The organism is Serratia sp. NA_112.1, from assembly GCF_052691715.1.
The window spans coordinates 44,239-56,261 of record NZ_JBQZFO010000004.1 but is presented as its reverse complement, the minus strand read 5'-3'; the positions used below and the strand labels follow the sequence as shown (position 1 = coordinate 56,261).

Sequence of the window (12,023 nt, the reverse complement as noted above, 5' to 3'; positions counted from 1 at the left end):
TTCTAAGCTGCCTGTACGGCAGTGAACGTCTACACCGCCCCGCCAGCGCCAGCAGTGCCTTTCTAAGCTGCCTGTACGGCAGTGAACCCCCCTTCAGTGTCACACCCTGCATCGATGCCTTTCTAAGCTGCCTGTACGGCAGTGAACGCAACGCCTTGGCGCTGCAATTGAAGACCACTTTTCTAAGCTGCCTGTACGGCAGTGAACCATTAATCAGTGGTGTATTAAAGGGGCCATACTTTCTAAGCTGCCTGTACGGCAGTGAACGTAATGGCTGGTGCCGAGTTTCAGGATTTTGATTTCTAAGCTGCCTGTACGGCAGTGAACCAATCTGCTGTTTCGGCGCTGTTTTCCAAAGTTTTCTAAGCTGCCTGTACGGCAGTGAACGATCTCGGATACAGTGTCATAACCCTGTCTCTTTTCTAAGCTGCCTGTACGGCAGTGAACAGCGAAGAACGGCAGGGCACCGTCGTTACTTTTTTCTAAGCTGCCTGTACGGCAGTGAACTCAGGGCAGTAGAGACGCGCCCAATATTTAACTTTCTAAGCTGCCTGTACGGCAGTGAACTCCAGGAGCTGTACCCCTCTGTACCGCCGATCTTTCTAAGCTGCCTGTACGGCAGTGAACTGTTGAAGACTAACGCTAATAAGCTGATTATTGAAGAATAACATCGCTAATTCGTCAAAAAGGCTTTTTTTCCTTACTCAATTAAAAATATTTAAAATCAATAAATTAAGTCATGGCCTAAAAAAAGGGTTCAGCGATAAGGCCGGGTTGCCTATACCCTATAGCTTTCAAGTTGCGGCTAGGCGGCCAACTCGCTCATCCCCAGGCGCTTACTCAAGTAAGTCACTGGGGTGACAAATCTGCCGGGAGCAGATTTGAACGCTGCTCGCAGCGGCCCCCTTAGGGGTGTGGCCCATGGACGGGCCACATAACTGAGCGCAGATAACAACGCTGCAACTTGAAAGATGACGGGTATATAGTAACGCTCAATTCTTTGCGGAAACTTATATGACAAACACCAGTGTCTGGCACCTGTATATGCTGCGCATGCCCAGCGGCATGCTGTATACCGGCATAACTACCGACGTAACGCGGCGGCTGGCGCAGCATCAGGCAGGCAAAGGAGCCAAGGCGCTGCGGGGGAAAGGTCAACTGGTGCTGGCGTTTCACTGTCAGGCGGGGGATCGCTCAAAAGCGCTGAGGCTGGAATATCGGGTCAAGCAACTGAGCAAAACGCAAAAAGAGAGGCTGGTGAATCACCCGCCTCTTTCGTTGGATTATTTACTGCCGGAGGTTGCGGTTAAAGCCGGTTAAACGGCGCGGAGTATTCCACCGCCCCGCCAACGTCGACCAATGCATCTTCCGCCAGTGGGTAAACCTGGAACGCGGCCTCGGTATCTGGCCAGCGGCATTGCAGACCATAGGCAGCGGCCGGTTTAAAGCCAAAGCGCCCGTAGTAAGCCGGTTCACCCAGCACCACTACCGCGGCATAGCTGAACTCGTTCAACGCATCCAGCCCTTCGTATATCAGCTTTTCGCCCAGCCCCTGACGACGCAGACTTTCGTCCACCGCCAGCGGTGCCAGACCGACCCATTGGCGATCCTCACCGGCCACGTCCACCGGGCTGAACGCGGCATAACCCACCACGCCGCCTTCGTCGTCGGTGGCGACAATGCCCAGCGTCAGCAGGCCGTCTTCGCGCAGTTGCTGCACCAGATCGGCTTCATCATCTCGCCCAAAGGCGCGACGCAGCAGGGCATCAATGCCCGCCGCATCTACCGGAATTTCTACACGAATTAACATGTTGCTGGCACACGGGAAGTTTGCACCGTGCCCTCCTGCAGCCCTGCCTCCACAAACTCGGCCAGTTGCAGCAGGCCAATGCGCAACGGCGCAGGCATGGCTTCCAGCTCGATGGCGTCCATCAGATTTTTTACATACAGGCCCAATTCGGTGTCCCCTTCAATCTGCAGCCGACGCTGAAAGAACAGCGTATCGGGATCTTGCTTACGCGCTGCGATCAGAATCAGATCGTTGGCGTCGCCGCTGAAGCTGACATCAGCTTCGGCGTGTTGGCTGACAACCAGTTTGTCGTTTTCTACCGTCATAAACCAGTGTAGCGCCAGATCGCGAACTTCGATCTTCAACCAGCGCGATTCGAGAAATTCCAGATCGCCATCTGCCAGCGCCTGACGAAATTGCCAGCCCAGTACCTGTTCCAGAAGCTGACGCTGCAAGGCAAACGGCGTGAATTTTAGCGGTACACGCAGCAACGACGGCCCCTGGCGCACAATGCGCGCTCTTAATTGTTCCAACACTGTCGTTCACTCCTTTCAACACAGATACGCTATTTTGCCACAGTGATACGCGGCTGCCGCGCTCTATATCAACAAATAGTGTATTTCACCGCCAGCTTTATCAATACGCCAGAAGCTGCCTCAAATCAAAACCTGTTAAGCAGACTTTCACTAAAATTGCCTCCCGATTAGCGTTTGCCGGTTGAAAGGGTCACCGGCAACCCTTGGAGTCAGGATAAATCTATGGAGCTGCTTTGTCCCGCCGGTAATCTGCCGGCCCTGAAGGCTGCGGTGGATAACGGTGCCGACGCCGTGTATATCGGCCTGAAAGATGATACCAACGCCCGCCACTTTGCCGGCCTCAACTTTACCGAGAAAAAGCTACAGGAAGCGGTCGAGTATGTGCATCGCCATAACCGCAAACTGCATATCGCCATCAACACCTTCGCCCACCCTGACGGCTATGTTCGCTGGCAGCGCGCGGTAGATATGGCGGCACAACTGGGGGCTGACGTGCTGATCCTGGCTGATTTGGCGATGCTGGAATATGCCGCTGAACGTTACCCGCAGTTGGAGCGCCACGTCTCGGTGCAGGCGTCCGCCACCAACGAAGAAGCGATCCGCTTCTACCAGCGCCATTTCGATGTCAGCCGGGTAGTGCTGCCGCGCGTGCTGTCGATGCACCAGGTCAAGCAGTTGGCTCGTACCAGCCCGGTGCCGCTGGAAGTCTTCGCCTTCGGCAGCCTGTGCATTATGGCCGAGGGGCGCTGCTACCTTTCCTCTTATCTGACCGGCGAGTCCCCCAATACCGTCGGGGCCTGCTCACCGGCACGCTACGTGCGCTGGCAGCAAACGGCGCAGGGCATGGAGTCACGCCTGAATGGCGTGCTTATCGACCGTTATCGTGACGATGAAAATGCCGGCTACCCCACGCTGTGCAAGGGCCGCTATCTGGTCGATGACGTGCGCTACCACGCGCTGGAAGAACCCACCAGCCTCAATACGCTGGAACTGCTGCCGGAACTGCTGGCTGCCAATATCGCCTCGGTGAAGATTGAAGGCCGCCAACGCAGCCCGGCCTACGTGAGTCAGGTGGCCCGTGTCTGGCGGCAGGCCATCGACCGCTGCCAGGCCGACCCGGCCGCCTATCAGGCCGACGCCGGCTGGATGGAAGCCCTGGGTGCGGTGTCCGAAGGCACTCAAACCACGCTCGGTGCTTATCACCGTAAATGGCAGTAGCAGGAGGAAATATGAAATACGCATTAGGCCCGGTGCAGTATTATTGGCCGAAAACCGAGGTCGAAGAGTTCTACCGCCAGGCGGTAAGCAGCAGCGCGGAGATTATTTACCTCGGTGAGAGCGTCTGCACCAAGCGGCGCGAAATGAAGGTCGGCGACTGGCTGGCGCTGGCGCAAGAGATTGCCCGCAGCGGCAAACAGGTGGCTCTCTCCACTCTGGCACTGCTGCAGGCACCGTCCGAACTGAACGAACTGAAGCGCTATGTGGAAAACGGGGAATTCCTGATTGAAGCCAACGATCTGGGTACCGTGAACATGGCGGCCGAGCGCAGCCTGCCGTTTGTTGCCGGTCATGCGCTGAACTGCTACAACGCCTACACCTTGCGCCTGCTGCATCGCCAGGGCATGACGCGCTGGTGCATGCCGGTCGAACTGTCTCGCGACTGGCTGGCCAAACTGCTGGAACAGTGCGACGAACTGGGTTTCCGCCAGCAGTTTGAGGTGGAAGTGTTGAGCTACGGTCACCTGCCGCTGGCCTATTCGGCGCGCTGCTTCACCGCACGTTCAGAAGACCGTGCCAAGGACGAATGCGAAACCTGCTGCATCAAATACCCACAGGGACGAGTGATGCGGTCACAGGAACAGCAGCAGGTGTTTGTGCTGAACGGCATTCAGACCATGAGCGGCTACTGCTACAACCTGGGCAACGAGTTGACCAGTATGCAGGGGCTGGTGGACATTGTGCGTCTTTCGCCACAGGGCACGGAGACGCTGGCGCTGGTCGAGCGCTTCCGCACCAATGAGCAAGGCACACAGCCGTTAACGCTCACCGATCAGGCCGACTGCAACGGTTACTGGCGGCGGGTTGCCGGTCTGGAACTGGTGCCGTAATCAAACATCCTGCCACAGGCAGGCAACGGAATGTTTGCAGGCCGGGTAAGCGTAACGACACCCGGCAATTAAGCAGGCAGCGGCAACGACTCTTTGAAGAACCAGTAACCCTGATTCATCAGCTCCGTCAGCTCCGCCACAAACGCCGGGTTTTGCAGTGCCTCACCCAATTCCTGCCGGCCCAGCTCGGTATAACGACACAGCGCATCGGCTGCGCGTGCATCTACGGTGTCCAGACGCTCGCTGTTGATAAAGAAGCTGTCGCCGATGTGCAGCACACGCAAGCCGCTCAAACGAGTCAGAGTTTCCCCTTCCATCAGCGCACTCAGCACCTCTTGCGCTTCATACGGCGGCTCCGCCATGGCGATATCCAGCTCATGACGCGGCGTGGTGGCAAAGCGGCCAAACCACTGCTTAAAGTCTTCCGGCTTGCTGATCATTTCGATCATCATTGTGCGTAAGCGCTCAAGTTCACATTCCTCTACCCGTCCCGGATGTTCACGCAGGGTTAAATCAGGATCGCTGTAATGCATGCCACCCAGATCGTTTTCCAGTGCGTAGTCGGCAAAGCTGCTGATCAGGTCGCGGTCGTTTGGCCCACGGAAACCCACGGAATAGTTGAGCGCAGTTTCGTGGGTGAAGCCGTCATGCGGGAAACCCGGTGGGATGTACAGGATGTCGCCCGGCTCCAGATCTTCATCAATGATCGGCTCGAACGGATCGACGTGCAGCAGCGCCGGATGCGGGCAGAACTGGCGCATCGGTAAGGCATCGCCTACGCGCCAGCGACGGCTGCCCATCCCCTGAATGATAAACACATCGTAGTTGTCGATGTGTGGCCCCACACCGCCGCCCGGCACCGAAAAGGAGATCATCAGGTCATCCAGACGCCAGTCCGGCAAAACGCGAAACGGGCGCACCAGCTCGGCTGAGGGTGCATGCCAATGGTTTACGGCCTGCGCCAGCAAGGACCAGTTTGTTTCGCCGAGGTCATCGAAATGTTCAAACGGACCGTGGCTGGCCTGCCATTGCCCCTCTGTCTGGCTGACCAAACGGCTGTCTACTTCCGGCTCCATCGCCAGCCCTGCCAGTTCGTCTGGCGTGATAGGGTCAACAAAGTTCGGGAAGGCATTTTTCAAAACCACAGGTTTTTTCTGCCAGTACTTCTCTAAAAATTCGGGCCAGTTCAGGTTCAGTTGGTAAGCCATATCATCACACCAGTAAGAGGATCCACGGGCGTGATTATGCGAGAGCGCGGGCCTGCACACCTTGTTAAGGGTCAAGGAAATATGGCTTCAGGCCCCCTGAATTAACTTGCCCGTTTGCGGAGCAGGTTACGCAGCGCCACGCTGTTACGCATGAAGCCCACCCCGACTCCCAGCAGGGTGTAAATAATCCCCAACACCAGCAACATCACCACGTCACCCCAGACTTCATTGAGCGACAGGCCCATTTGGTTAACCCCGGCAATGGCCTTGGTGGCCCAGGTGGAGGGAATGCAGTAGGAAATCGCCCGCACCCAGGCCGGCATCGCCTGCAGCGGCCAGATGGTACCGGAGAGGTAGAATATCGGCGTGGTGATAAACGCCAGCGTCAGGTAAATCATCTCTACACTGCGCAAGCATTCGGTGACCAACTTGCCCAGCCCCAGTACCGCCAACAGGAATGGGAAGGTCAGCAACAAAATTTCTGCAATGCCCGCCGTCTGACGATAGCCCAACACCCACGGCCACAGTACAAACAGCACGATGGACAGGAATAGCCAGATCGGTAGCAGCGCCGTCAGCCCGCCCAAATGGGCCGCCAACGGTGGCTTGCCACCGGGGATGCTCTTCATGGCAATGCTGACGCGGACGCAGGCAATCAATAACGAGTGCTGTAACAACATCACCAGCAAGCCGGGGAAGATGATCGCCGCAAAGCTGATCCCCGGGTTGAACACGTCCAGCGTTTGCCCTTGTATTGGCGTCAGGATCACCTGCGCCTGACGTTCGCTGAAACCGCTGCGCAGCAGTAAGCCGTTGTTGTACTGGTTCAGCAGTTGCTGATAGGCCGCAACCACGTCCTGCTGGATCTGGCCGTTGGCCAGCCGGTTGGTGGCATCGCCATAGACCGGCACCACGATATTTTGGCCACTCAGGATCTTCTTCTCCAGATCCACCGGCATGATGATCACCGCGAACAGCTTGCGCCAGCCCAGATCTAGCTTCGCCTGCTCAAGGCTGTCGTAAGTCACGATGGATATTTTAGAGGTAGCGTCCAGTTGGCGGATCAATTGGCGGCTGGCGGTGCTGTGGTCCTGATCAATCACGCCGACCGGCAGATCCCACACCGTCCGGTTGGCATAGACCATGCTCATGACGCACAGCGACAGGATCAGCATCAACCACATCGGCCTCTCCAGCATGCCAAGCAGCACCCGAACGAAGGTTTGCCAGTAGATTTTCATCCTGCCCCCCCTTCCTTCAGCAGCCGCGCCAACAGCCGGTTACGCACCAGGAATGCCGTTACCAACGGGTAGACGGACAGTAACGCGCAAACGCTGAAGATGGCGCTGGCCGGAACCTGTCGCAGGAATACGTCAAACATCGCGTACAGCGCGTGGGTTAAGGGTTCGATATTGGAGATAATTCGCGCCGGCAACGGCATCGACAATTCCGGTACCGCCATACCCGAGAAGGTCAACGCAATACTGACCAGGATGGCGATCAGGCTGTAGGCGGTGATAATGCTGCTGGTAAAGGTAAACAACAGCAGACCGATGCTCTGCGCTGCCATCACGTAAAAGAAGGCTATCATCAACATAAACAGTGGATTGCCGCTGACGCGGGCGTCAAAAATACCCACCAGCGCGGCAATTTCAACCATCAACAGGCTGGTGAAACACAGGGTGTATGGTGCCAATTTACCCAGCAGTGCCAGACCGAATGGCCGGGCCTTCAACAGTGATTTGCTGCGTGCCAACACGTAAATCATGCACGTCACCACAAACAGCTGCAGCAAATGGATAGTCGCGGCAAACTGCTGGTAATAAATATAACTGCCGCTGGCGTTGAATAAACTGCCGTACGACAGCGTCACGTTCGCCAATGGCGGCAGCGTCTTGCCCATCTCGGCGGCGATAATGCTGCGGTAGCCGGCATTGATTTCGGCCATCAGCCCGCTGAAATCCTGAGTGGAATACAGCCCAGCCCCGTAGAACAACGCGTTGTAATACATCACCACGCTCGGCTGCTTACCCGCCAGCGCATTGGCTTCAAAGTCCGGCGGTACGTACAACAGCGCGTAATCCTGCGCGCTACGCAGACGATACAGCGATTCATTCAGCCCGCCGTCATACAACTCGACGTGAGCATGAGAGCCGGCATCCAGTCGGCGCGTCAGCGACTTGGACAACGAGCTGTGATCGTTATCCACCACCGACACCGGCAGATCCAGCAAGGTCCCTTCCGAAAAGTTGCTGCTGACCAGGCCAAACAGCATCAGCGGGAAAATCCAGCTCAGCCAGTGTATTACCGGGCTGCGGAAGGCGACACGGCACTCGTTGTCAAACGCGTGACTGAAGCAGCGCCAGCCGGCCCTTACTCTTTCCATAGCCATAAGCTGCTCATCCCTGGGCGCAGGCCTTCCACCGGCTGTGACGGATACAGACGCACTTCAAAGGTTTTCAGATCGAAGTCACCGGTAGCACGAGTGGCGCGTTTGGTGGCGTAATCGCCCAGCGGCGCGATGTAACGCACCTCTGCCTCAATCATTTTGTCCTTCAGCGCCGGTACCCGCATCTGCACCTTATCGCCCTTACGCACATGAGCCAAAATGTCTTCGCGCAGGTTAAAGACAAAGTAGGCATCCGGAACGCGGATCAGCGTCAACAATGGGCTGCCGGCATTCAACAATTCCCCGACCTCCGCCGGGATCGGCCCCACTTCACCGGCCACCGGGGCTAAAACCCGCAGATCGTCGGTCTGGGCTTTCACTTCCAGCAGGTTCTCTTCCGCCGCCCGCAGCGCCGCGGCATATTGCTGCCGTAGTTCGATACGGTCGCCATTCGTGCCTTCGTCCAGGTTGGCCTTGGCCGCCTGTACCTGTTGGAATGCGGTGTCGCGCGCACGGCGCGAGCTGTCCAGCTCGGACTTCGAAATATAACCTTTGCCGGAAACGCTCAGGTTACGGTTATAGTCGTTCTGCGCGTTGCGGTATTGCGCCTCGGCCTGCGCCAGGTTGGCACGCAGATTACGGATGCTTTCTTCACGCGTGCCGTGCAGCGATTGGTCGAGCTGCGCTTTGGCCTCATCGCGCGACGCCTGGGCGGAACGTAGCTGGGCCATCAGTTCCGGGCTATCGAGCTGAATCATCACCTGTTCGGCTTTCACGTCGTCACCACGCTCAACCAGGCGTTCAACTACCCGTCCCTTGGCCTTGGAGGCCACGATCACCTCCGGCGCGTCCACTTCCCCCTGCAATAACAAATCCTGATTATGTGCCCGGAACAAGATCGCCATGGCGATCGCCACCACCATCAACAATAAGGTAAACAACGTCTTTTTCTTCATTCTCTCAGCTCCCTGAGCGATAAGCGGCAGGTGGATTCATCACGTCCATATTTCAATCGGCCCCAAAAAAAACCTTTTTTCTCATAAGGATATGGCAAGCACATATATCCTCTTTTATAACCATAAATTGGATTATGCTTTTAACACTAAAAGCACATTTTGCTTTGTAGTTTGCAGAATCCTGCAATCGCCCTTTAAGCGATCAACTCTTTGATGGACGATATCATGACTGAAAAAACTGCGGTGCCGGTTTCGGTACTGGATTTATCCCCCATTCCGCAAGGGGCCAAACCCCGTGACGCTTTTCACGCCTCTTTAGATTTAGCACAACATGCCGAAAAATGGGGCTATCAACGCTATTGGCTGGCAGAACATCACAATATGACCGGCATTGGCAGCGCGGCAACCTCGGTGTTGCTGGGCTATCTGGCCGCCGGTACCCAGAGTATCCGTCTCGGCTCCGGTGGCGTGATGCTGCCTAACCATGCGCCGTTGGTGATTGCCGAACAGTTCGGCACGCTGGAGTCGCTGTACCCTGGGCGTATCGATCTGGGCCTGGGCCGCGCGCCCGGTACTGACCAACGCACCATGATGGCATTGCGTCGTCATCTATCCGGTGAAGTGGATAACTTCCCGCGCGACGTGCAGGAACTGCAACATTACTTCGGTGAAGTACAACCGGGCCAGTCGGTGCAGGCGGTACCCGGCCAGGGGTTACACGTGCCGATCTGGCTGCTGGGCTCCAGCCTGTACAGCGCACAATTGGCGGCCCAGCTTGGCCTGCCGTTTGCCTTCGCTTCCCACTTTGCCCCTGAGATGCTGTTCCAGGCATTTAACCTGTACCGCGACAACTTCAAGCCTTCCGAGCAATGCCAACGGCCGCACGCCATGGTGTGCGTCAACGTGGTGGCCGCCGACAGTGATGCCGATGCACACTTCCTGTTTACCTCGATGCAGCAGCAGTTTATCAATCTGCGCCGTGGTTCGCCGGGCCCGCTGCCGGCACCGGTGGACAATATCCACGCGCTGTGGACCGCCGGGGAACAATACGGGGTTGATCAGGCACTGCGCATGTCAGTCATCGGCAATGAAACTACCGTGCGTAATGGGTTGCAGACGCTGCTGAACGAAACCGGTGCGGATGAAATCATGGTTAACGGCCAGATCTTTGACCATCAGGCACGCTTGCATTCGTTTGAAATTGTCGCCGGAGTAAAAGACACGCTGGCGAAAGGGTAAGCCAACGGCGGGCCGCAGGGCAATCATTTCCCTTCACGCCCGCCTTGCAAAAAGGGGCTGTACAATGCGGCCCCTGACAGGTTAGCGCTGAATCAAATAGCGGATGGTGGGACCATCCTGCTGGATATCCAGTACCTTGTAGCCATGGTTGCGCGCATCAAGCGGGATGTTGTTGATCGACTGCGGGCAATCGCTGATCACCTCGAGGATCTCCCCCGGCTTCAACTGTGGCATCGCTTCCAGCGTCGCCACCGCCGGGTAAGGGCAAGGCTCACCCAGCATATCCAACCGGTAATCCGGCACTATCGCCGTTTGCTTCATGACACACTCCTTAAATTAACCACCTGCGCGTCGGGCTTGGCGCGGAAAAAGCGTTTCTCCCACCACAGCATGGCACCAAACGCCAATGCCAGCAGCAGGTAGGTCACCAACAGGCCGCCGACCGGGCCGAAGGTTTCCAGCAGGTTGACCTTGTCGTAGTCAGTGGCCAGCGTCGGGGACAAATCATCCCAATAATAAGCCAGCAGCGTGGCACCAATGATATTGCCCAACCCTACCCACCAGTAATGCACCTGCCCCTCGACCGCGCGGTACATCCAGCCGGTTTCACAACCACCGGCCAACACTATGCCGAAACCAAACAATAGCCCACCAAGCACGGCATTAGGACCGGCCCACATGATCTTCGGTGCCACACCCAGTTGAACGTAGCTGAAAATGCCGATGGCGCTGGCAGCCATGCCGAGAATAATGGCCTTCGCCATATGGGTGCGCCCGCTGATCCACAGATCGCGAAACGCCGAGGTGAAACAAATTTGCGCCCGTTCAATCAGCAGACCAAAACCGATGCCAAACAACATGGCAATACCCAGCTTCGGCGCGTCAAACAGCGTCCATAGCGACCAGGCGATTGCCAGACAGAAAACCACCATGCCCAAACGGAAGCGGCGACGCGCCTGCTCCGGTTTTTGAGTCAGCGGCGCAGCCGCCTTCACCTTCTGTAATTTGATCGGAATGCGGAACATCGGCAACAGGGTAAATTTGGCACCAAAATAAGAGCCGGCGGCGGTCGCCAGGGCAAAGAACCAGGCGTGCAGCGAGAACTGCGGAATACCGGTAAAGAATGCCGCCAGATTACACCCCATCGCCAGACGCGCACCGAAACCGGCAATGATACCGCCCAGCAGCGCCTGCACAATGCGGATACGGTTCTGTGGCTGGCGCAGCTTGATGTTGTTAGCCCACAGCGCGGCGGCGATGCAGCCGGCAAACATGCCGATGATCATCCTGCCGTCGATGCGCTGCAGCGGTGTCCCCTCAAGCCCGATAACCTTGAAGTACCCCCACTGCTCAGGGTGCCCCCCGAACAGCTGCAATATATGACCGCCCCAGCGGGTGAATTCACCGGTCACCGCCCAGAAGGCCCCGGTCAAACCGAAATAGTAGGTTGAGAGGATCCCGGCGGCAATCACTGCGGGTAAAGGTGCCCAAAAGCGCACCAGATATTGAGACTTGAACTGCTGCCAACTCATGGCATCTCCCGTGCGTAGTATCCATAAGAAAAAACCTTATAAATGATACGCCATTTTCCTCCACTTAACGGTGAGTTTCAGGCATAAAAAAACCAGCCCGAAGGCTGGTCAGATTACTGACAAAGTTCTTTGCGGTTTAAAGTCCAGTTTTAAGGGCTAATAAAAACAAAGAATTATGTCTTCTGATTTATCCCAAACACCCGAAAACCACGTTTTTCGGGTGTTTGTCATCAAACTAACCAGCCCGAAGGCTGGTCTTTAGTCCG

General features: G+C 56.6%; 12 protein-coding genes and 1 CRISPR repeat array (1 of these 13 running past the window's edge). Of the genes, 4 read left to right on the top strand and 8 right to left on the bottom strand.

Annotated features, from left to right (window positions below):
- Positions 1–627: a CRISPR direct-repeat array (repeat unit 28 nt; unit sequence TTTCTAAGCTGCCTGTACGGCAGTGAAC); it reaches 481 nt to the left of the window's first position.
- A 387-nt stretch (positions 628–1,014) separates the two neighbouring features.
- Positions 1,015–1,320, top strand: coding sequence for a GIY-YIG nuclease family protein (locus ACUTQ5_RS10405; protein WP_445651181.1), 306 nt, complete (start codon positions 1,015–1,017; stop codon positions 1,318–1,320).
- Here ACUTQ5_RS10405 and ACUTQ5_RS10400 read toward each other — a convergent pair.
- The gene (locus tag ACUTQ5_RS10400; protein ID WP_261132270.1) at positions 1,307–1,810 is read right to left on the bottom strand and encodes a GNAT family N-acetyltransferase; all 504 of its coding nucleotides are present in this window, start codon (positions 1,808–1,810) and stop codon (positions 1,307–1,309) included. The genes ACUTQ5_RS10405 and ACUTQ5_RS10400 overlap by 14 nt on opposite strands.
- Positions 1,804–2,325, bottom strand: coding sequence for a ubiquinone anaerobic biosynthesis accessory factor UbiT (gene ubiT / locus ACUTQ5_RS10395; protein ID WP_135314875.1), 522 nt, complete (start codon positions 2,323–2,325; stop codon positions 1,804–1,806). The genes ACUTQ5_RS10400 and ubiT overlap by 7 nt, the downstream gene beginning before the upstream one ends.
- Before the next feature lie 222 nt (positions 2,326–2,547).
- Here ubiT and ubiU point away from each other — a divergent pair, with 222 nt between their 5' ends.
- Both ubiU and ACUTQ5_RS10385 read left to right on the top strand, forming a co-directional pair.
- Positions 2,548–3,543 (top strand): ubiquinone anaerobic biosynthesis protein UbiU, encoded by a 996-nt coding sequence (gene ubiU / locus ACUTQ5_RS10390; protein WP_261092220.1) that lies wholly within the window; start codon positions 2,548–2,550, stop codon positions 3,541–3,543.
- An 11-nt stretch (positions 3,544–3,554) separates the two neighbouring features.
- Positions 3,555–4,433: a U32 family peptidase gene (locus ACUTQ5_RS10385; protein ID WP_445651180.1), complete on the top strand. Its 879-nt coding sequence runs from the start codon at positions 3,555–3,557 to the stop codon at positions 4,431–4,433.
- A gap of 68 nt (positions 4,434–4,501) precedes the next feature.
- On the opposite strand, the gene ACUTQ5_RS10380 is transcribed toward ACUTQ5_RS10385, so the two are convergent.
- The 4 genes from ACUTQ5_RS10380 to ACUTQ5_RS10365 all read right to left on the bottom strand — a co-directional run bounded on the left by ACUTQ5_RS10380 (position 4,502) and on the right by ACUTQ5_RS10365 (position 8,986).
- Complete coding sequence (locus tag ACUTQ5_RS10380; protein ID WP_445651179.1) at positions 4,502–5,641, bottom strand: ribosomal protein uL16 3-hydroxylase; 1,140 nt, start codon at positions 5,639–5,641, stop codon at positions 4,502–4,504.
- 101 nt (positions 5,642–5,742) lie between these two features.
- Entirely contained in the window at positions 5,743–6,882 is a 1,140-nt protein-coding gene (locus ACUTQ5_RS10375) for an ABC transporter permease (RefSeq protein WP_445651178.1), read from the bottom strand.
- Positions 6,879–8,033 carry an ABC transporter permease gene (locus ACUTQ5_RS10370; RefSeq protein ID WP_445651177.1) on the bottom strand — a complete coding sequence of 385 codons (1,155 nt, stop codon included), beginning with the start codon at positions 8,031–8,033 and terminating at the stop codon, positions 6,879–6,881. Before ACUTQ5_RS10370 ends, ACUTQ5_RS10375 begins: the two co-directional genes overlap by 4 nt.
- A complete protein-coding gene (locus ACUTQ5_RS10365; protein WP_445651176.1) occupies positions 8,015–8,986 on the bottom strand; it encodes an HlyD family secretion protein in 972 nt (323 codons plus the stop codon). Before ACUTQ5_RS10365 ends, ACUTQ5_RS10370 begins: the two co-directional genes overlap by 19 nt.
- A 225-nt stretch (positions 8,987–9,211) precedes the next feature.
- On the opposite strand from ACUTQ5_RS10365, the gene ACUTQ5_RS10360 reads away from it, so the two are divergent.
- On the top strand, positions 9,212–10,225 hold the full coding sequence (locus ACUTQ5_RS10360) for a luciferase-like monooxygenase (RefSeq protein ID WP_445651175.1): 1,014 nt from the start codon (positions 9,212–9,214) through the stop codon (positions 10,223–10,225).
- An 81-nt stretch (positions 10,226–10,306) separates the two neighbouring features.
- Here ACUTQ5_RS10360 and yedF read toward each other — a convergent pair whose 3' ends face one another.
- Both yedF and yedE read right to left on the bottom strand, forming a co-directional pair.
- A complete protein-coding gene (gene yedF / locus ACUTQ5_RS10355; RefSeq protein ID WP_012004955.1) occupies positions 10,307–10,546 on the bottom strand; it encodes a sulfurtransferase-like selenium metabolism protein YedF in 240 nt (79 codons plus the stop codon).
- On the bottom strand, positions 10,543–11,757 hold the full coding sequence (yedE, locus tag ACUTQ5_RS10350; protein ID WP_445651174.1) for a selenium metabolism membrane protein YedE/FdhT: 1,215 nt from the start codon (positions 11,755–11,757) through the stop codon (positions 10,543–10,545). The genes yedF and yedE overlap by 4 nt, the downstream gene beginning before the upstream one ends.
- Positions 11,758–12,023: the final 266 nt, after the last annotated feature.